The 20498-nt window shown below is 39.1% G+C and carries 25 protein-coding genes and 1 riboswitch; of the genes, 10 read left to right on the top strand and 15 right to left on the bottom strand.

What is annotated here, in order from left to right; translation table 11 throughout:
• Position 1 precedes the first annotated feature (1 nt).
• The 3 genes from MKX82_RS08430 to MKX82_RS08420 all read left to right on the top strand — a co-directional run bounded on the left by MKX82_RS08430 (position 2) and on the right by MKX82_RS08420 (position 2070).
• Positions 2 to 841, top strand: a complete 840-nt coding sequence (locus tag MKX82_RS08430) for a M56 family metallopeptidase (RefSeq protein WP_341076367.1) — start codon at positions 2 to 4, stop codon at positions 839 to 841.
• Between the two features lie 107 nt (positions 842 to 948).
• Entirely contained in the window at positions 949 to 1350 is a 402-nt protein-coding gene (locus tag MKX82_RS08425; RefSeq protein ID WP_233314190.1) for a DoxX family protein, read from the top strand.
• 30 nt (positions 1351 to 1380) lie between these two features.
• Complete coding sequence (locus MKX82_RS08420) at positions 1381 to 2070, top strand: DsbA family protein (protein ID WP_233314191.1); 690 nt, start codon at positions 1381 to 1383, stop codon at positions 2068 to 2070.
• Positions 2071 to 2106: 36 nt separating this feature from the next.
• Here MKX82_RS08420 and MKX82_RS08415 read toward each other — a convergent pair whose 3' ends face one another.
• From MKX82_RS08415 to MKX82_RS08390, 6 genes are all read right to left on the bottom strand, one after another.
• Positions 2107 to 2763, bottom strand: a complete 657-nt coding sequence (locus MKX82_RS08415; protein ID WP_233314192.1) for a Type 1 glutamine amidotransferase-like domain-containing protein — start codon at positions 2761 to 2763, stop codon at positions 2107 to 2109.
• Between the two features lie 157 nt (positions 2764 to 2920).
• Entirely contained in the window at positions 2921 to 3640 is a 720-nt protein-coding gene (locus tag MKX82_RS08410) for a YebC/PmpR family DNA-binding transcriptional regulator (protein ID WP_237941266.1), read from the bottom strand.
• Positions 3641 to 3873: 233 nt separating this feature from the next.
• Complete coding sequence (locus tag MKX82_RS08405; protein ID WP_341076365.1) at positions 3874 to 4524, bottom strand: site-specific integrase; 651 nt, start codon at positions 4522 to 4524, stop codon at positions 3874 to 3876.
• Positions 4512 to 4871 carry a phage integrase SAM-like domain-containing protein gene (locus MKX82_RS08400; RefSeq protein WP_341079477.1) on the bottom strand — a complete coding sequence of 120 codons (360 nt, stop codon included), beginning with the start codon at positions 4869 to 4871 and terminating at the stop codon, positions 4512 to 4514. Before MKX82_RS08400 ends, MKX82_RS08405 begins: the two co-directional genes overlap by 13 nt.
• Positions 4814 to 5521, bottom strand: coding sequence for a replication initiation factor domain-containing protein (locus MKX82_RS08395; protein WP_341079476.1), 708 nt, complete (start codon positions 5519 to 5521; stop codon positions 4814 to 4816). Before MKX82_RS08395 ends, MKX82_RS08400 begins: the two co-directional genes overlap by 58 nt.
• 211 nt (positions 5522 to 5732) lie before the next feature.
• Complete coding sequence (locus tag MKX82_RS08390) at positions 5733 to 5918, bottom strand: hypothetical protein (RefSeq protein ID WP_341076364.1); 186 nt, start codon at positions 5916 to 5918, stop codon at positions 5733 to 5735.
• A gap of 328 nt (positions 5919 to 6246) precedes the next feature.
• On the opposite strand from MKX82_RS08390, the gene MKX82_RS08385 reads away from it, so the two are divergent.
• The 3 genes from MKX82_RS08385 to MKX82_RS08375 all read left to right on the top strand — a co-directional run bounded on the left by MKX82_RS08385 (position 6247) and on the right by MKX82_RS08375 (position 7865).
• A complete protein-coding gene (locus tag MKX82_RS08385) occupies positions 6247 to 6660 on the top strand; it encodes a hypothetical protein (protein ID WP_341076362.1) in 414 nt (137 codons plus the stop codon).
• Between the two features lie 14 nt (positions 6661 to 6674).
• On the top strand, positions 6675 to 7157 hold the full coding sequence (locus MKX82_RS08380; protein ID WP_233314197.1) for a hypothetical protein: 483 nt from the start codon (positions 6675 to 6677) through the stop codon (positions 7155 to 7157).
• 333 nt (positions 7158 to 7490) lie between these two features.
• Entirely contained in the window at positions 7491 to 7865 is a 375-nt protein-coding gene (locus MKX82_RS08375; RefSeq protein ID WP_233314198.1) for an SET domain-containing protein, read from the top strand.
• A 42-nt stretch (positions 7866 to 7907) separates the two neighbouring features.
• Here the strand turns inward: MKX82_RS08375 and MKX82_RS08370 are convergent, their stop codons facing one another.
• The 9 genes from MKX82_RS08370 to MKX82_RS08330 all read right to left on the bottom strand — a co-directional run bounded on the left by MKX82_RS08370 (position 7908) and on the right by MKX82_RS08330 (position 16702).
• Complete coding sequence (locus MKX82_RS08370) at positions 7908 to 8909, bottom strand: LLM class flavin-dependent oxidoreductase (RefSeq protein ID WP_233314199.1); 1002 nt, start codon at positions 8907 to 8909, stop codon at positions 7908 to 7910.
• Positions 8910 to 9038: 129 nt separating this feature from the next.
• Positions 9039 to 9644 carry a YesL family protein gene (locus tag MKX82_RS08365; RefSeq protein WP_341076359.1) on the bottom strand — a complete coding sequence of 202 codons (606 nt, stop codon included), beginning with the start codon at positions 9642 to 9644 and terminating at the stop codon, positions 9039 to 9041.
• A gap of 30 nt (positions 9645 to 9674) precedes the next feature.
• On the bottom strand, positions 9675 to 10667 hold the full coding sequence (locus MKX82_RS08360; RefSeq protein ID WP_233314201.1) for a LacI family DNA-binding transcriptional regulator: 993 nt from the start codon (positions 10665 to 10667) through the stop codon (positions 9675 to 9677).
• Positions 10668 to 10837: 170 nt separating this feature from the next.
• The gene (locus MKX82_RS08355) at positions 10838 to 11740 is read right to left on the bottom strand and encodes a carbohydrate ABC transporter permease (protein WP_233314202.1); all 903 of its coding nucleotides are present in this window, start codon (positions 11738 to 11740) and stop codon (positions 10838 to 10840) included.
• A gap of 10 nt (positions 11741 to 11750) precedes the next feature.
• Positions 11751 to 12605: an ABC transporter permease gene (locus MKX82_RS08350; RefSeq protein WP_233314768.1), complete on the bottom strand. Its 855-nt coding sequence runs from the start codon at positions 12603 to 12605 to the stop codon at positions 11751 to 11753.
• Positions 12606 to 12773: 168 nt separating this feature from the next.
• Entirely contained in the window at positions 12774 to 14381 is a 1608-nt protein-coding gene (locus MKX82_RS08345; protein ID WP_233314203.1) for an extracellular solute-binding protein, read from the bottom strand.
• 553 nt (positions 14382 to 14934) lie between these two features.
• A complete protein-coding gene (locus MKX82_RS08340; RefSeq protein WP_341076355.1) occupies positions 14935 to 15870 on the bottom strand; it encodes an NAD(P)H-binding protein in 936 nt (311 codons plus the stop codon).
• An 82-nt stretch (positions 15871 to 15952) separates the two neighbouring features.
• Positions 15953 to 16531: a TetR/AcrR family transcriptional regulator gene (locus tag MKX82_RS08335; RefSeq protein ID WP_251647135.1), complete on the bottom strand. Its 579-nt coding sequence runs from the start codon at positions 16529 to 16531 to the stop codon at positions 15953 to 15955.
• 12 nt (positions 16532 to 16543) lie between these two features.
• Positions 16544 to 16702 carry a hypothetical protein gene (locus tag MKX82_RS08330; protein ID WP_341076348.1) on the bottom strand — a complete coding sequence of 53 codons (159 nt, stop codon included), beginning with the start codon at positions 16700 to 16702 and terminating at the stop codon, positions 16544 to 16546.
• Between the two features lie 281 nt (positions 16703 to 16983).
• Between MKX82_RS08330 and MKX82_RS08325 the strand changes: the two genes are divergently transcribed.
• The 4 genes from MKX82_RS08325 (at position 16984) to MKX82_RS08310 (ending at position 19959) form a co-directional block, all read left to right on the top strand.
• The gene (locus MKX82_RS08325) at positions 16984 to 17313 is read left to right on the top strand and encodes a YolD-like family protein (RefSeq protein ID WP_341076346.1); all 330 of its coding nucleotides are present in this window, start codon (positions 16984 to 16986) and stop codon (positions 17311 to 17313) included.
• A gap of 66 nt (positions 17314 to 17379) precedes the next feature.
• On the top strand, positions 17380 to 18597 hold the full coding sequence (locus MKX82_RS08320) for a Y-family DNA polymerase (protein ID WP_445738841.1): 1218 nt from the start codon (positions 17380 to 17382) through the stop codon (positions 18595 to 18597).
• Positions 18598 to 18664: 67 nt separating this feature from the next.
• Complete coding sequence (locus MKX82_RS08315) at positions 18665 to 19402, top strand: AAA family ATPase (protein WP_341076341.1); 738 nt, start codon at positions 18665 to 18667, stop codon at positions 19400 to 19402.
• A gap of 77 nt (positions 19403 to 19479) precedes the next feature.
• Entirely contained in the window at positions 19480 to 19959 is a 480-nt protein-coding gene (locus tag MKX82_RS08310; RefSeq protein ID WP_237941263.1) for a hypothetical protein, read from the top strand.
• A gap of 126 nt (positions 19960 to 20085) precedes the next feature.
• Positions 20086 to 20168, top strand: a riboswitch (cyclic di-GMP riboswitch).
• Positions 20169 to 20498: the final 330 nt, after the last annotated feature.

Here is a 20498-nt window from a genome sequence, read left to right as displayed (position 1 = left end):
GATGACGAGAAATTATGCTATTGGCCTGCTGCTGATCAGCATAATGATTAGCAGCAGTATTCTTATTCAGATGATTTGGTATATTTATTCGCTCACAAGTAATTTTGACGTTGGTTTTAACTTGTTCCAAGCTTGCCAAGCGCTGTTTGAAATGTTTGGCGTTCCATTTCTAGAGTATATTCTCCTTGCATTTGTCTTATTTACCATCCTGCATTCTCTGTGGTTCTGCACCATACAGATAAAAAAGCTGCACAACCTTAAAAAGAAAATGAGTGGATTGGCAATAGAAGAGTTAAGCCGTAAATGGAATAATCGGTATGAGACAGACCGTATTCAAGTCATCCAATCTGAACAGCCTTTTGCGATTACAATTGGGTTTTTTAAGCCAAAGATTGTCTTGTCAACCGGCTTATGGGAAATTCTATCTGATGAAGAGATTGAGTCTGTGATTTATCATGAATTTCATCACTTAAATCAGTTAGACCCAGGAAAAACCTATATTATGGAGCTTTTTGCGAAGGTGCTTTGGTTCCTTCCTATCTTGAAATGGCTGGCACAGCAATTTTCAATTGTTCGAGAAGTACTCGCAGATAATTATGCTATTGAAAAAAGCGGACAGCGCCTGCATATATCAAGCGCCCTTTTGAAAATGATTAACAGTACGCAACTAAAATCGGCAAGTTTTGTTTCCTTTGCAGATGGCTCTGTAAACTACCGTATTCAAAACATGATTGAGCCAAATACTAGCAATCGAATTAAATGGCCGCTATTAAATGCTGCTGCATCCCTATCTATTTTCGTCCTGCTTAATGCAATCTTCGCACAATTGCTGCGCTACTAATTTTTTTTAAGCTATTACACTACACAATGTAGTGTATAAAATCTATTTAATATACACACTGCTGTTGTGGTGTTTTATATACAATAATTATAAGGAGGCAAATAAAAATGAAAAACGCAAATATCGGAATCGCTATTATTCGAGTAGTTTTAGGTGCGATATTTTTCGCTCATGGACTGTCTAAATTCCAAGGAGGACTGGAAAATACAGCTGGCTTCTTCAGCAGTTTAGGTTTACCAGGCTTCTCTGCTTACATTGTCGCTGGTATAGAATTAATCGGCGGTGCTCTTATTATTCTTGGTCTTGCTACAAGAATCATTGCTGCATTATTTGCTGCTATCATGGTAGTCGCAATTGCAACAGTTAATCTGCAAAATGGATTTGTCGGCGGATATGAATTCGATTTGGCTTTGCTTGCAATGTCTCTGCTATTAGTTTTAAATAAAGAACAGGCATATGCTGTAGAAAATGTTATACTATCTAGTAAGAGGAAAGAACAGAATGTTTAAAAAGCTTGGTAAATAAAAGGAGAAGTCATTGTGGCAAAAACGAAGAAAAAACAAAATAACATGCAATCTAAAAAAAACAAGCCTTCTAGTTTCATTTATTGGATCATCGGCATCGTTGTCGCATGTATCGCAGGGCTTATCATCTTAGCAAATTTGCCTGAAGAAGGCTTTGATTTTGATTATGACAATCAGCCTGTTATAGGTGAAGAATCAGCGAGCGTGAGCATCGTTGAATTTGGGGACTACCGCTGTCCTGTCTGCAAAAACTTTAACGAGTCCTTTTTCCCAGTTTTAAAGGAAAACTTGATCGACACTGGTAAAGCTAAATTCTATTACATGAACTATCCGTTTATTCATGCAGATTCTACGACTGCTGCCTTGTACGGCGAAACTGTTTTTAATGAACTTGGTGATGAGATATTCTGGAAATTCCATGATTCTGTCTACGCTAATCAGCCTGACAATGAAACAGTCGAAACGTATACGGAAGAATTCTTAACAGACCGTTTGAAGGATGCTGGTGCATCTGATGAAGACGCTACGAAAGTAACAGAGGCCTTCCAAAATGAAACATACAAAAGTTCTCTCCAAGATGATATGGATGATGTGAAAAGCTTGAACATTACTGGCACGCCATCCATTTATGTTAATGGAGTAAAATTTGAAGGCAACAGCTATGATGAATTATTGGAAATGGTCAATGAAGCAGCTGAAAAGTAAGAATCGTTAGAGAGTACATTCGTACTCTCTATTTTTTTATCCAGGCAGCTTCCTGCATTTGCCGTCTACCATTTGATAAACTCCCCTGCCTTCGGTTGTCGCCAATCTGCCATTATGAAAATACACCCCTGTGTTTTCATCGATTCCGTAATGAATAGAGGATGGATGCTTTGCTGCTAGTTGCTGTAAATGGCTTTCCTCATCCCACTCTGAAAAATGAACTGCTAAAAAAATATTTTCTAATAGTCCGATGCCCTTTCTTTCGACAAAGGCATTCTCTCTATTGTCTTTAGCTGATATGCTTGTTTGTTGTGGACTGATTAAAGCTCCTGCTGAAAATCCCGCAACTGGTACTCCTTGGTCATACACTGCTTTAATAGCGGCACCTATTGCTGTATCGACAATATAGTCTGCATAACGGTCAGTCTCTCCGCCGCACAGAATGATACCTCCGCTTTTTTTGATTTCTGCTACTGCTTGTTTCTCTTGAATAGTTGGCAGCGGAATATAGGAAAATCTGTCATGACCACTTGCTATTAGTCGCTTCGTATAGTTAGGCATAAAAGATTGCCAATCTTCCCGTTCTACTAAAATAATAGCAATCGGTCCCCCGCTAGTCAGCTCGATATACTTTTCAGCCAATTTGTCTGTAAAAGGCGGTCCGCTTCCGAAAGCAAAAAAATGACGGTTCACTATTTTCACTCTCCCTCTTAAAAGCCTGCTTAATGGTCTTAAATTTTTTGTATCTCTTTAGCGATAATGCCAGAAAGTTCAAATTGTTACATGCACTACTGCTGCATGCCGCAGCAATAAAAAAGCCTTTCTCTTAAAACGAGAAAGGCTTAAGTTGTTATTCTCCTAAGTCAACATTGTGATAAACTTGGCGAACATCCTCTAAATCTTCTAGAGCATCTATCATTTTTTCAAATTTTGCCTGTGCTTCTTCATCAAGCGTTACATCACTTTGCGCAAGCATTGTTAATTCTGCTACAGTAAACTCTGTTACACCTGCAGTCTTAAATGCTTCTTGCACAGCATGGAATTGGTCTGGCTCTGCATAAACGATAACAGAGTCTTCTTCTGCAATAATGTCACGAACATCTACATCAGCTTCCATCAATAACTCTAATACTTCTTCTTCTGTTTTGTCCTCAACACCAATAACCGCTGTTGCGTCAAACATATAAGCAACAGATCCGCTCACACCCATGTTTCCGCCGTTTTTACCGAATGCGGCACGAACATCTGAAGCTGTTCTGTTTACATTGTTTGTAAGAGCATCAACGATTACCATCGATCCGTTCGGACCAAATCCTTCATAGCGAAGCTCATCATATGTTTCTTCTGATCCGCCCTTCGCTTTTTCAATGGCACGATCAATGATGTTTTTTGGTACACTATATGTTTTTGCGCGCTCTAGAACTACCTTTAACGCTTGGTTTGATTCTGGATCTGGCTCGCCTTGTTTTGCTGCTACATAAATTTCACGGCCGAACTTTGCATATATACGGCTAGTATTTGCATCTTTTGATGCTTTTTTCTCTTTAATGTTATTCCATTTACGACCCATTTTGAACACTCTCTTTCTGGTTTTTCCATCCATTATCTATTATAGATAACTTCTGGGCGGCACATCAATGCCTATAAGCGTTTTTTTAGTAAATTTCTTCTTTCAAGCAATGCTAAATCATTGCTAAGACGAATAATATTATACCGCAATTTTAACGATTTCCGCAATAATCCTTGAATACCAATGATTAGAAGGATTCTATCCCCTTACGAGGTAACAAAAAGAGTAACCATCTACTTTTTAAATCCTTGGAGTACCTTTTCTTCATTTTCGGGTAACCTATCCAAATAATAATTCATGGTTGTTGTCGCCTTCGCATGACACAATCGCTTTTGAATCGTTTTAATATCTATCCCTTGGCTTAGTAGCCACATTCCATGACTATCTCGCAAATCATGTACTCTAATGTTTTCTAATACCTCGTTTTCTTTCGCTGTCTTATTCCACTTCTTTACTAAAGTTGTTTTCCAACAATTCCATCTTGTCGGTGTATACATCGTCCCATCACACATAAATATATAGGGTATGTCTCCAAATATATCACGTTGTTTTTCACGCCATTCTTTCAACATTTCTATAATTTTCGGGGTTAATTTGACCCAACCTGTACTACTAGCTGTTTTTGTTCCATCTTTTGTACTTGCCGACCAGTTTTCCTTATTTCGGTAATAGAGAGTGCTATCTACATAAATAGACTGATTATCCCAATCAATATCCGTCCATTTTCTTGCCATCATTTCTCCTATCCGTAAACCAGTGAAAAATAAAAAGTAGAATCCTGTTCTTTTTAAACAACCAAGATAGCTATTCCCCTCAATAACAGACAGAAAGCGTTGAAACTCTTCATATGTCCAATATTGAACTTTTTTTGTTATTTGCCGCAACCCCTTGATATTTGGGCGATATTCTCCTTCACTACATCATGTTCACATGCTAAATCATAAATCTGCCCTAATGTACTTAATACTAGATTGAGATACATAGAGGATAATGGTTCTCCATGTGAATTCTTCAAATCCATCAAGTAGCTTCGGAAATTCGCAATATCTTTTTGTTCTATCTCTTGAAACGTTTTTCCCTTAAAATATCTTTTTATATGACGACAATGACCTTTTTTTTGCTGATAAGTTCCTTTTTTTAAACCTCGCTTAAAATGAGGAAGAACAACATTTTCTACAAATAACTCAAATGATACCTTTGATGTTTCACTTTTAGATAGCCTTGGAACAATTCAAGTAAAGATTTTTCACCGTTCACATATGTTAGAAAGAAGTGATGCGCTTTTTCGCGTCTGCATAAGGTTTCTGTTCGTATCTGTGGTGATAAATCCTTCTTTCTTATCCCTTGCTTTTTTGCAAGCTTTGCTTGTTTGTCGTAGAACTTCAAACGGTCATCGGCACTTGGTGGCTTCAAATATAGAGTAGATCCTGTTTGTTTATCTCCGTAAGGGAGGTAACTTGTACTTCTTCCATAAACGAATTGTTTCTTTTTGCAAATTCTAGTGAGTTGTATAGGTGTAAAAAATGGTGTTTGATTGAAGTCATCTATGGCTACATCAATTCGTGTTATAGTCACCCTATCTTCAAAGATTAGTAGATTTTTCATGAATGTTTTGAAAGATAGCTTTTTTTGTTTCAACCATACCTCCCGAAGAAACTCACAGGCACTACCACTAAGAACAATCATTTTATCTGTATATACTTCCTCAAGGTAATCGTAGATACGAATATCCCCGAACCGATAGCAACAGTCATAGTTGTAATGTTGCAACCTCCCTTTTTCAAGCTTGAAATATTCTTCTGGTATACCCAAAATATTGCGAGCAATATTTTTAAGCTCCATTCCAACTGTTTGAATTTGTAGCCAATCGACAACCGCAATTAATCCTTTTCGTGTTGCAATTTATATCACCCCCTTTTCATTTTTTAATTTCTTAGTTTTTACAATAACTAACTTGCTGTAAACCAACATTTACAGGAGATTCCACCTAGTGTTAGAGGGTGGTGTTGAAAAATTTTCGACCGCCTACGCTTCCCACAGATTTTGGGGCTCTGTGTTTAGCACTCGCCCCAAATCTGTGGGCTTGTCGTTCTCAATTTTTCCGTCCAAATAACCCTTTACGCTTAGGCTGTTCCTCTAATTGTACTAATCGCTTTTCTAAGCTATTTATAACCATTTTGAGTGTTCTATTCTCTTGATAGACATGTGTGATTTTTACATTTACTTCCTGTTCCCAGTCTATAAAGGAGAGTTCCAATAATTTAACACGCTCATTCAATGGTTTAGGTAGTTCTCTTTCGCTCGCAAAAGCACGTAAATTAAATTTTTTACGAAAAGTTTAAAGAGGGAGAGAGAAAAATTACGATGAAAAGAGTTAGAAAATTGTAATAGTATTACTTGTTGTACTATCAATTGGAGGTGCCTTATCTCCAACTAGGTCGTATGCAACTGTTACAATAACAGATGAACAGTTAGCATTAATTAATATTAGTAGTATAGTTAATCAAGAAGACATTTCAGAAGAGGATGTTGCAGTACTCGAAACTGAGCTTGCAAAATTAGGTATAGATGCAGCATCATACTTTACTCTTGAAGATTATGAAAGTATGGCTTTAGCTAGAGGATATGGACAGACGCATAACTTAGGAGGAGGCTGGAGAGCCAGAGTAGATAAGCCGCATACTGGAGAGGGATTACCTCATGTTCATGTGGAGAACAATAAGGGAGTTAAAGGGGCAGAAAGCGTATTGGGTACAAAATCCCATAAAAAAACAATGAGTTCTTCTGGTATTCCAAATAGTGTCCAAAAAAAGGTAAAAGGATTGAAAGATTATAAGAAGGGGCAAGAAGATGCAAAAAAAATCCAAAAGGCAAAATCCCAAATAAAATCAAAGAAACTAAATTTAAAAAAGACAACCGATATAATTATTGCTATTGGTATATTTGTAGCAGTGGTAGGATTAGTTATATTTGCGACTAGCTCGATTGCAGCTTGGGGAGCATTCTTATTATTGATTTAAAAAGGAGGATTTTTTTGCTTAATAAACGATATTATCTTCAGCTAGAATTAAATATGAGTCAACATATAATTTTTGCAATCAACGAGGAGAAAAAAGGATGTGGTCGATTAATAGGGTATTTATATCTTGAAGATTTGAAAAGAGCCGGTACCCCAAAAGACTTCGAATTCTTAAATCCTGTTTTTTTAGAGGATTGGGATGATTTTCGTAATTTAATTGTGGCGAGAGTCATTACATATGAAAATATATCTGCTGAAGAAAAGGAAGAGTTGCTGTTCCTTGCTAGTACTATGATTGAATTTAAGCCAGCAGTTAATCATAAAGTAGAATTTTTTATTTCAAAGGAACTAAGTGCTTTTTCTGAAGACTATTTGAAAGAGAATTGTATGAAAGATAATATTCCTATTTACCAATGGATAATAGAGAACATGGCTGAAAATCCTATTAATCTAGAAAAAATAACAGAAGGTTCTTTGAATTATTTATCTCAAGATTAAACATAAATTTTAACAGTAGGCTATCTTTCTCTTAAAATTTAAAAGTGAAGGGTAGCCTACTGTTAGTTTTTGAGGTAACATTTGGGTAACAATCCATCTATCTTCCCACTTTTCCCACTCATTACAAATGAAGTAAAATCCCTTTATATCAATGGTTTTTCTTTTAATTGATACTATTATATTCTTATACTGCAATTATAGAATTTGTTCATCTATCTGGACTAGGATTGTTCATTTTTGAATAAAATTACTCCACTACTTGCGTTCTTGATTTCTTTTAGCAGCAATAAATGGTACAGTTAAGTGACAACTGTAAAGGAGCAATAGACAATTATGATTGAAGTAAAAGTATCTCCATTAAGTGATGGGGAATTCAACAGAGGTGTTTTCGCTACGGAAAACATCAAAAAAGGTGAGCTAATCCATAAGGCTCCCGTCATTTCTTATCCGAATGAACAGCATGAGCATATTGAAAAAACACTGCTTGCCGATTATGCCTTTGAATATGGAATAAATCATACTGCGATATTACTTGGCTATGGCATGCTGTTTAACCATTCTTACGAACCAAACGCTATTTATGAAATTAATTTTGACGAGCATACATTTGATTTCTTTGCTTATAAGGATATTACAGCAGGAGAAGAAATATTAATTAATTATAATGGCGATGTGGATGATAAAGAACCGCTTTGGTTTAACAAGTAAAAAAAGCAAACCTTCATTAACTTGAAGGTCTGCTTTTTTTTATTAGCGTCCGTCCACGATTTCTTTAAAGATTTCGTAGGAGCGGATTTGCTTTTTAAGATCATACATGTAAGAAACGGCCATAATCTCATTAACATTATACTTCTCTTGGAAGCTTTCAAGCTGTTCCTTGACGGATTCTTTGCTGCCGATAAATGCCATGCTGGACATGGAGGTTGCCATTTCTCTTTCCATTTGGCTCCAGATTGCGTCCATGCTTTCCACAGGCGGGCTTAACGGTGTCCGTGTTCCTCTGACAACATTTAAGAAAAATTGCTGCATCGTTGTTGCTTCTTTTTTTGCTTCCTCGTCTGTTTCTGCAGCAATAACATTTAAACAAACCATCATATATGGTTCAGCTAAATAGGCAGATGGCTGGAATCTTCTTCTGTAAATGGAAATCGCTTCTTCCATCTGTCTTGGTGCAAAATGGGATGCAAATACATATGGCAATCCTAATTGTGCAGCAAGGTAGGCAGAATCAGTGGATGAACCAAGAATGTAAATTGGAATATTTTTATTTGCTCCTGGGTATGCGCGCACATAGCCTTGCTCTTCTTCAGGACCGAAATATGTCAGCAATGCCTGCACATCATCTGGGAAGGTATAGACAGAATCATGAGCGGACCTTCTTAATGCACTGGCTGTTTTCATATCAGTGCCCGGTGCCCGGCCAAGACCTAAGTCCAGTCTGTCTGGGTAAAGAACAGCCATTGTGCCAAACTGCTCTGCAACAACGAGCGGAGAATGGTTTGGTAGCATAATGCCCCCAGACCCAACTCTGATTTTCTTCGTGTGTTCTAATGTATGTTTAATTAAAAGAGACGTGGCAGAGCTCACTAATGTTGGCGAGTTATGATGCTCTGCAATCCAGTAGCGTGAATAGCCCATTTCTTCTGTTGCTTGTGCTAAATCAACCATTGCGTCAATTGCTTCTTTTTCTCCCTGCCCAAGGCGAATTGGCGCCAAGTTCAAGACAGAGACTGGTATATTTATGTTAGACATTGTAATAATCCTTTCTGACAATAGATTCTATATTATAGTAACAATTTCCCCAACTGAAAAAAACTTATTTGCTTATAACGCTTAAAATGCAAAAAAGAGAGAGTCACCTCTCCCCAAATAAACATTATGTTATGATAATATTTTCGTTTCATCCATCCTCGCAAACACTTTGTGGCATAAGCTGTAATGCAAGAGTGCGGCGGTGCTGAAGAGGATGATGCCTGTAAACGGAATATAAAAGAGAATAACACTGCATAAACCGAACATCGCCAGAATCAAGATAGTTATATGAATATTCATCATCGACAGCAGCAAGGAATTTCTTAAAGCCGCCTTTATCGGCAAGCGATAATGAGAAATCAGCGGAAAGATATAGAAAAATGTCGCTAAAAAGAGGAAGCTGACCAATAATAATGGAACGGTCATTACTATTTTCATAAAGGTAGCATCTTGGTTTAAATAAAAGAAGTTAAAAAACAAAATGCTTAGCAAAACGGCCACAATGGCACCAATCGAGATGCTTTGCTTGAAGTTCTCTTTAAAATAATGAAAATAATTGCGGACAACACTATTATCTTCGTTGACTTTCCACTGCCTGACGACACTGTACATAGCGCTCGTAGCCGGTGCGATTGTAATGATCGGGATGCAGGACAAAAGCCAGAAAAGATTGAGGATGAAGAGATTCGATAGTTTATCAATTACACCATAAAATTTACTGTCGATAATATTCATAGCAACAGCCTCTTTTCTTTGAATTTTGCTTTAGGTTGATTCTCCGGCGATAAATCTGTACGATAGCTCTGTTGTCTCTGTGCCTATGTAACTGCCATTTTCGATTTTATGAACAATGCTCTCGACTGCTTTATAACCGATATCCTCCACAGGATATTCAATCGTCGTGAGCGACGGTGTAATATATTTGAGCACATCAATATTATCAAAGCCCATTACTCCTACATCTTCAGGAATCTGGTAGCCTTTCTTTTTTAAGAAACGCATCACTTCTAGCGCGTATAAATCACAGGAGCAAACGATCGCTGTCTTGGCCTGACTGCGAAAATCAATTGTATCTAAGTCTGCAAGATAATCATTATGTCTAATAATTTCTGCTTCTGTCAGATTTTCCGCAGACAATGCCTCAAGGAAGCCTTGGAGGCGCTCTTCTTGTGTGTAAATATTAGTCAGCCCTGCGTATTTTAAAGGAGGCGAGATATACATAAACTGCTTATAGCCTTTACTGATAATGTGACTGACACCATTTCTCATCGCTGCCCGCTCTGGTATGCCGATATATTCCCAATCTGCCGACAAGTAATTAAAAATCGTAACAATCGGAATCGACAGTCCCTGCAGATACTCCTCGAACTCCTTACCTTTATTGACCGAGAAAAGGATGATACCGTCGACTTTATGATTGGCCAAATACTCAATGCATTGCTTTTCATTTTCCATATCCTTATCTGTGAGTGCTATGTATAAAAAATAACCGTATTGCCTTGCCCTCAGTTCGACTGCGTTTAACAGCTGTGCAAACGAGCGGTTGTACAAATCAAACAGCACTATCCCAAGTGTCATTGTCCGCCCCTTTACAAGGCTTCGCGCTGTGAAGTCTGGACGATATTTCAATTCCTTTGCTGCCTGTAACACCTTTTGCTTTGTTTTCTCTTTTATACCCGGACGATTGTTTAATGCCCGGTCCACAGTGCCTGAAGACACCCCGCAATGCTTGGCGATATCCTTGATAGTAACCCTCATAATGCCTCCATTTTATCTCCTTGCAGCCTAGGCATTCTGTTAGAAGGAATGCCTGGCATACTCGGAAACTATGCAAATAATTGTCTTTTATATCATTCTATTATACATATAATTCCATTACATTTCTCCTTATCTTTATTATTAGTGATCGTCATGAACAACTGCCTCTATCAGCCTTTCACAGAACCAATCATAACCCCTTTTTCAAAATATTTTTGAATAAATGGGTAGATAATTAAGATTGGCAGTGTGGACACGATTATGACACCATATTTAATCTGATCTGCATATTTCTGTGCATAGCCGCCGGCAGCACCGCCTGAGCCTGCTCCTTCAGCAAATACCTGATTTGATAGGAGAATATCTCTTAAGACGATTTGGAGCGGCTGCAGACTATAATCTCTTATATAGATTAAGCCTGTGAAGAAATCATTCCAATGGCCAACCAAATAGTAAAGACCTACAACAGAAATAACTGCTTTTGAAAGCGGCAGCGCTATCTTCCCGAAAAACTGAAAATGTGTACAGCCATCCATTTGTGCTGCTTCAAACAGTTCTTTCGGCAGTGAGCTTTCAAAGAAGGTTCTTGTAATAATCAGGTTGAACACATTGACTGAAAACGGCAGGATGAATACCCACATATTGTTGATTAAACTTAGCTCCTTCATCAATAAGTATGTTGGGATAAGTCCGCCATTAAAGAACATCGTCACAACAAACACAAACATTAAAAAACGTCTTGCCTTGAAATCCTGCCGTGAGAGCACGTATGCTGCAGGCAATGTAAACAGGAGATTTACAAATGTTCCTACAACCGTATAGATAATCGTATTTTTGTAGCCGATCCATATTCTTGAATCATTAAATATCTCTTGATAACCGAATAAGCTGAAGCCTTTCGGATATAGAGTCACTTGTCCTGTGGCAACTAAGGTTGAATCACTCACAGAGGCGATGACAACAAAATACAATGGATAAGCGACAAGTAAGAAGATAAATACACATAAAATCAAAATGATCGTATCAAAAACGATATCACTCTTCGTTTTGCCTTTTGTGCTGAATAACTTCATGACTTCCCTCCTACCATAAGCTTATATTGGAAAATCTCTTGGCGATATAGTTCATGGCGATCAAGAATACGAAATTGATGAGCGTATTAAAAAGCCCAATCGCTGCTGAATAGCTGAACTGATTCGAGATAATCCCGATTTTGTATACATATGTCGCAATAACTTCCGAGACTGGGAGGTTAAGAGGGTTCTGCATTAAAAATATTTTCTCAAATCCGGTGTTAAGAATATTCCCCATACTTAAGATGAACAAGATAATCATGGTTGGCACAATCGCCGGCAAATCTACATATCTGATTGTCTGCCATCTGCTGGCTCCGTCGATTTTAGCAGAATCATAGAGCTGCGGATCAACACTTGCCAGGGCTGCTAAGTAAATGATGCTGTTCCAGCCTGCATGCTGCCAAATATCAGAAAGAACATATACAGGCACGAACGCCTTTTCAGAAGCGAGGAGGTTAATGTCCCAGCCGAAGGTCGCCAAAATATGGCCGACCACTCCAGAGTTTGGCGACAATAGCACATTAAGCAGGCCGACCATAACTACAAGGGAAATGAAGTGAGGCAAATAAACGGTCGTTTGAATTGCTTTCTTCCATCTTTTCCAAATTACTTGATTGATAATAAGAGCAAGAATAATCGGTGCAGGAAATCCAAGGATGATGGTCGCAAGACTGATTACAACAGTGTTTTTCATCAAGTCAGCAAACATGTAACTGTTGATAAATTCCTTGAAGTAATGAAGACCGACCCACTCACCGCCAGTGATTCCCTTCGTAAAGTCATATTCTCTGAATGCCAATTGCACGCCGTACATAGGGATATAATTAAAGATGAAAATGATGACTATAGCAGGCAGAATCATAATCCACAATTGGTAATCTCGCTTCAAGCTCTGCAAGATATTCCGTTTTTTTGTCGGCTTCGATTGGAAGCCTGGCGCTGCTTTTTTTGCTTCCGGATTAACTACGGCCACAAGCTGTACCTCCTTTATAGAAGGATGCAGTCTGCATCCTTCCTCTTTTATAGGTGATTATTGATTCTTTTTGTAGTCATCATAATATTTCTGCATGATTTCAAGATTTTCCGGCAAGCCTGTTTTTTCCACATTTTCTAAATAAGCGTCCCACTCTTTTTCAATTCCGCCTTTTGTAATCCATTGCGAATATTTCGCCATCGCTAGATTCATTAGGTTTGTATTGTTAAGACTTAGCTTGGAGTTGTCTTCTTTGCTGTATTTAATAAACATGCTAGGAAGAACATCATTTTCCACATCAATAGCATCAAGTGCCGGCTGCAGAGGCTCTGTTTGCTTGCCGACTGACTGCATATCTGTGCCAAGCTCCAGCTTAATATCATCTGCCACATACATTGGTCCGTTGTCTGCCCATGTTGTTGTCCATTTCCAAGTGCCTGGATCCATGTTCGCATCCTTAGGCGGCAAAACTTTGTAGCTTCCGTCTGCATTTTCCTCAATATTAGTTCCGAGTGAACCGAACAGAACCTGCATGCTCACTTTAGGATCGTACAGCTCATTAATAAATTTCAATGCAGCTTCTTTATTCTTCGACTGGGAAGATAAAGTAATCATGTTAACACCGTAATTAAGACCGTTATAGTCGTAATCCCATGACACTTGCTCATTAGCATCTGCTGTTACCTGCAATGGCGCCATAGAAGCATACTGTGGTGCCAGCTCATTTCCGAATCTGTCTGTCACTTCCCAGCCAAACGTATATCCAACTCTAGCTGTCTCTTTATCGCCTCGGGCAACAGATTGGTATTTCGTATAGTCTTGTGTGAATACTTCTTTGTTGATTAAGCCTTCTGCATAGCATTTATGCAAAAACTCAACAAGCTCCCTATAGCGCTCGTCTGTCAGGAAGTTCTTCACTTTGCCGTCTTCTGCATAGTAGCCTGCACCGCTGGCATCTGTCAGTGTAATGCCAAAGCTTCCTAAGAGGACTGTCGGCTGAAAGAATCCAAATCCAGTTGTACCTGTAGGTGAAAAGTCTAACGGGATTTCATCGTTTTTGTCGCCATTACCGTTCGCATCTTCATCTTTGAATGCTTTTAGGACTATATATAATTCATCCCAATTTGTCGGCATTTCCAAGCCGAGATTATCGAGCCAATCTTGGTTGATGAATTGCCTTGTCGCAGTTCCCGGCCAGAATCGCTGATATTTTGGAAGTCCGTAAATTTGCCCGTCAAGCTGTGTCGCTATCGCTTTTGTTTCCGGCTTTGCATCAAACATTGCCTTTACGTTCGGCAGACTGGAGTCAACGTCATCAGATAAGTCCTCAAACAATCCTGGAAATTGAACATAATCAGCGTCTGTAATTGCATTAGGACCGATGATCAAGTCGGGTACATCACCGCCGGCAAGCAGTGCGCCCTTCTTCTGATCCCAATCTGCTGTTACTTCCTGCCATTTAATATCAATACCGAGGCGTTCTTCAACATCTTGAAGCCATTCAATTTTATTCACATCCTGTGTTAATGGATGCTTTGTTATAAGTGCTGTAAGCTGCGGCTTCCCATCCTTTGTGACGGCTGCTTCTTCCTCTTTGTTTGAACAGCCTGCTAAAACAAGAGCGGCAAGTGATGCTGCAAGAAAACCATACCCTAATCTTTTCATCTTGTTTTCCCCCACTAATAAATTTTTTGGCGTTTGAACAAACAGCTAAAGCGGTTCTATGTTTTTACCTCCTTTTTTAAGATTAATATTTATATGTAAAATGTGAACGTACACGAAAAACCATGTCCATTCTACATATACAATCACCAGTGCTAATAACATACTTTCAAAAAAATGATAGGTAACAGAGAACGTGAATAAAGTGAAGGTTAAAATTGTGAACGTACACGAATTGAAAAAAGAGAAGAGGCATGAACTTACATGAGACTAAGATGAGTAATTTCTTGTGGGTAAGGGCTTTATGTTGAGTTAATGATAACGCTTTCTTTTTTGAGCGTCAATATGCTTTTATCGCAATCTTTCCGCCATTTTTCCAGCAAATCTGGCAAAAAAACACTGACTTGCTACTAAATGTTTACAATTATCTGGTGCTCTGCCTTTATTTCTTGTCGAAGTTTCAAAGAAAGAGCCATTTTTTGTGGTATTAAACTTATAAAAAAGGGACTGCAAAAAAAGCTGTGTGAAAAACTCTTTTTAGCCCCTTTCTAGCTTGTTAACGATTGCTTTTCATGTAGTCCAACGTTATTTTTATGCCCTGTTTGTAAGAGGTTCTCGCAAGCGGGCCAATTTGTTCTTCATATTTTTTACCGCTTAATAGTACTGGCTGTTCGTACAGATACATCATTTCAATCAATTCCTTCATGAACGGATTAAACAAAGCCATGAACTTAATCATTGTTTTTGATACAGTTCTAAAATTTTTGCTGTAATTCCATTCCGTTTGTAGGAGATCTTTCATTTCATTGCCTGTTATTGGGGACACGCCGGGAATATTCCAATTCTGATTGTAAGCATTCTCCCGTAAGGCAAGCTCTATCATTGCCTTTGCCCCGTCTTCTGTAAACAGAAATTCCTTTGCTAGTGAAGGAGAGCCGATAAAATTGGCGGTTTTATTTAAGGCAACGTTTTTTAATGTTTCATTAAGCACTGTATTTCCCGCATTTGGTCCGTAGAAATCCGGCATATGAACGATCAGATATGGCACACCGCTCGTCTTGATTACATTCTCCATCTCCAGACGAATACTGCCTTTTTTCGTATGCGGTTCTTTTTTCGCAGCCTCATCTATCGGACTGTCTGTTTGCCTGCCGTAAGCGTAGATGTTATCAACAAGTGCAAATTTAGCTTCTTGACCTTTTGCTGCTCTCAGCATGTTTTTTAGTGCGAGCGGATGTGTCGTCTCCCATTCTTGATAAGGGAAGCTAATAGCATGGAACAACACATCAGCACCGTCTGCTGCATGAATGATATCTTTCTCCAATAAAGCATCCCCTGCTCGCACCGCTACACCTGGCATATTGTTAAATAGTTCTTTAAGCTTTTGCTCGCCTCTGGCAAAGGCAATTACTTCAATATTTCTGCGTCTAAGCTCTTGTACGAGTGCATACCCCATTCCACCTGTTGCTCCTGCTACTAACACTTTTTTCATGCCCTTCTCTCCCTTAACCGTTTTATTAACCACTGGTCAATTAAAAGTAAAAAAATTGTTTTAGCTCATGGAAGAGCTAAAACTATGCATGACTTTCCAAGCCTTGTATAAGGAATTGCACATGATATTCTGCAGCCGTTTTTGCTTCTGCAAATCCACCGACAACACCGTGATAATGGGAAACAAAGCCATGAAGTGACAAAAATGCAGACCAGATCCCGCTCAACTTTAGCCTGTTGGCTGAAAGAGCTTGAATAGCCTTAGCAAACTTTTCATAAGAAAGATTGGCAGCTTCCCGTGATAAACTGTCCACTTCCCTCTCCCGCTGCATAAACATCATTTCATATTGACTTTGATTGTCGAGGCCAAATTCAATAAATCTGAGCATCAGCTTGTGCAGCTTTTTCATATCTTGTTCCTTTCCATGTAACGTTTCCTCAATAAGCTGATTTAATACAGCAAACCCTTCATCGACTATTGCATAAAAAAGCTCTGCCTTATTTTTAAAATGATAGTAGATAGCACCGTGACTGCAGGCAAGCTCCTTTGCAATGCTGCGCATGGAAACTTCTTGATAACCTTTTTCCACAAACAGACTCCTTGCCTTTTGCACGATAATATCCCTCGTTAATTCTTGTGTTCCTGCTTTTCTGGGCGACATATGCTGCTCCTTTTATTGACCATTGGTTAATAAGATTATAACACATCTTCCTGTTTTTACAATAATCGGTAAAAAATTATATTGCTGGCTTTTCACCTCTGCTGTACGAATTTCCACCTGTTTAACATCGGAAGCGGCACGGAAAGCACGCTTCAGCTTTTCTAATAGCAATTGGCGTGAATTACTGGTTTATCCATTCCTTCGTTTTCCATTTGACAAACAATTGCTTATTTATAGAAGTTAACTTCCTTTTTTGAAACCTTTGCTGCGAACTTTTTTGATGCTGTCTTTTATTAGTCATTGAATGCGTAAAATTATTTTCAAGCTGCTTCCTTCCTTTTCCAGCATGATTTCTGCTGCTTTCCTAATATTACATGTAAGACTTTTTTAGAAGCCTTCTTGATTACGAACGTTTGTTCTGATATATTAAACACTATAAGGAGATGATTTTCATGATACGAGACAGAGGGGCGATTAAATGGACAGCAATGATGCTGCCAGAGCATGTCCAAAGCGTTAAAGAAGCGCTGGCAGAAGATAAGAAACTAACCCAGCCTATCCTTGACGAGGACCAGATCCGCGAAATGGAGCTGCTTATCCTTGAAAGCATGGAACACGGCTGGAGCCTTCATTGTGAGGTTTTCAAAAATGGTGAAATCCGGCATGTCAGCGGCCATGTCGTATATATTGATCATCTGAAACAGGAAATTCGCATTCAGGATGATTCAGACAATATTCATCAGATTCCTTTCCGCAGCTTAGTAAACATTCAAAAAGATTAAAAAAGGAGATGCTTTCGTGTGTTTGATTATACTCAATTTCCAAACCGCTCGATTCTGTGCGTGGATATGAAAAGCTTTTACGCAAGCATTATCGCCGTTCATGAAGGCTTGGACCCCCTCACCTGCCATCTTGCAGTTGTCGGCAATACAGATCGCACAGGCAGTGTCGTCCTCGCAGCATCTCCTGCCATGAAACGAGATTTCAAAATTAAAACCGGCTCCAGGCTTTTCGAGATACCTGACGATCCAAAAATTAAAATTTTTAATCCGCGCATGGGCTTGTTTGTCCGTGTATCAACAGAGATTACGAAGCTGTTCTTCCGATATGTTCCGCCATCAGCCGTTCATACATACTCTGTGGACGAAAGCTTTCTGGATGTAACCGGCCTTGAGAAAATTTGGGGCACACCAGAGGAAATAGCGAGGCAAATCCAGCAGGATATCCTTTTAGATTTCGGCTTGCCGTCAACGATTGGCATCGGCCCTAACATGCTGATGGCAAAGCTTTGCCTTGATTTGTCTGCAAAAAAGACAGCGAACGGCATTGCAAGCTGGACGTATGAAGACATTCCAGAAAAGCTGTGGCCTGTTTCCCCGCTCCGGGAAATGTGGGGCATTGGCAGCCGTGTGGAAAAAACACTGCACAGTATGGGGATATTTTCTGTCGGTCAGCTTGCCCGCTATGATTTGGCCTTGTTGGAGAAAAAATTTGGCATAATGGGCAATCAGCTCTACCACCATGCTTGGGGAATTGATTTATCCGAAGTCGGTGCACCGATTATGCAGGGCCAGATCAGCTACGGAAAAAGCCAAGTTCTGCTGCGCGACTATAAGGATGAGAGCGAAATTAAATCGGTCATTCTGGAAATATGTGAAGAGGTGGCAAAAAGAGCGAAGGCACACCACCATGCAGGAAGAACTATCAGCTTTAGCCTGGCCTACAGCAAAGAGGAGTTCGGCGGCGGATTCCATCGGTCGCGGACAATTGACAAGCCGACTAATATCACGATGGATATATACCGTGTCTGCTTGGAGCTGATGCGGGAGAACTATAATGGCCAGACTGTGCGGCAAATCTCCCTTTCTCTCGGAAAGCTCGAGAAGGATACAGAGGTTCAGCTCGATTTATTTGATACAAACAGCTGGAAAAAGAGAAAAATCGGCTATGTGGTTGACAGTATCCGCAACCGTTACGGTCCTGCCTCCCTGCTGCGTGCTGTTTCCTACACCTCTGGCGGGACTGCCAAACATCGAGCCAAGCTTCTTGGCGGCCATATAAAATAAAAGAATTGCCTGTTCGCTTAGCGAAAATAACAAAATGGCAAAGTCTTTAAAAGGAGGTACCCTTGCTATGTTCCTAAAAAAAATCTCACTTCTGGCAGACAGCATGCCAAAAAGCAGCTATCCCTTTTCCATCCCAGCCCTTAAAAATTTACGGGAATTGGAATTAACCAATAAAGTAACCTTCTTTATCGGCGAGAATGGCTCAGGCAAATCGACATTGCTCGAAGCGATCGCCGATAAATGCGGCTTTCATACAGCAGGAGGCGGGAAAAACAATTATTATGAAGTGCATTCTGCTAACTCTGATTTAGGTGACTATATTCGGTTATCTTGGATGCCTAAAATTACAAACGGCTTTTTTCTGCGCGCTGAATCCTTTTACCATTTCGCGACATATCAAGATGAACTGGAAAGTGACAAATTAACGCGTACTAACTACCGGGCTTACGGCGGCAAATCTTTGCTTGAGCAATCACATGGCGAATCCTTTTTAGCTCTTTTTCAAAACCGCTTTAACGGGCAGGCCATCTATTTACTCGATGAGCCCGAAGCTGCGCTTTCACCGCAAAGACAATTAGCCTTTATCCGTATTCTTTATGATTTGGCTGAGTATGAAGATTGTCAGTTTATCATTGCTACACACTCCCCTATCCTGCTTGGATACCCAAACGCATCCATCCTAAGCTTCGACGATGGCGAAATAAAAGAAATACAGTATGAAGACACAGAGCATTACCAGTTAACAAAGTATTTTTTACAGCACCGAGAAAGGATGCTAAGTGAACTGCTCAAAGACGATGAATAATCATCATTACCTCTAATGGATATTCTTCTAGAAATAGGAAAATATAAGAATATCTTCATCTACACAAGGAGTCATTTATGATTGGTATGCTAGCTGCCATTATTCTTTTTAATGCTGTCGTCTATTTTATAAAAAAGCGTTTAACCTGGAACCAAATTTTGCATATATGGATGTTTACCATCGTGTTCCAGTTGATTTTTGATGTATATATTGATTTGAAATACCATGCCTATTGGTATTTGTCAAAAGGGATTGACTGGCTGGCAATTCCCCAGCTATTTTTATTGGTGCCTCCTGTTAATATTATTTTTTTGAATTATTATCCATTCAAAAAAAAGCTAAAATCAAAAGCTGTTTACATTGCAGTTTGGGTTTGTGCCATAGTCTTGTATGAACTAATGACATTGCTGCCAGAGCCTTGGGGCTATTTTCATTATGGCTGGTGGAAGATATGGTACTCCATTTTGTTAGATCCTTTTCTGCTCATCATCGTAGTCAAATACTACAAATTTATTTGCCGTTTGGAAGCAAAAGCAGAAAAACATGCACCAACTTAAAAATGAGTATAATTTCTCAGTTGAAGAAAAAAAACATTTACAAAAAATTAATATGTGATAAAAGTCACCCCTTAGGAATCCAGGAGCTGCATGCGTTTTCCTTGACATTTCTTCGTATAATGATAGAATCGACTTGGGCAAATTTTACGAAAGTAAAAGACGCAAAGCCACGGGCCTAAAGCAAAAGCAATGGCAGCCGGGTTGCAGATAAAGAATGTGAGGCCGCGAAAATTAAGGATAGAAATCCCTGATTACGCAGCCTATTAAAGAACGACACTTCCTGTCTAATTTGCCTTAATAAATTAGAAAAGAGGAGAAGTATGTTTTATCCAACTGTTCTTAATGAAAAAACCAGCCTTCGACATATCGTGAAAGATAGGCAGTATTGCATGTGCGGTTCTAAGTATAATCCATATGCAACACTTGAAAAACGTGATTTTAAACGGATTGAATTTAAGCAGGAGCATGAAATTTCTTGCCCTAGCTGTAAAAGAATGTCTCATTAAGTGTAAAAAGGGAGCTGATGTCAGCTCCCTTTT

This window comes from Niallia sp. FSL R7-0271 (assembly GCF_038005785.1).
Taxonomy (GTDB): Bacteria; Bacillota; Bacilli; order Bacillales; family Cytobacillaceae; genus Niallia.
This window is presented reverse-complemented; position numbering and strand designations above follow the sequence as displayed.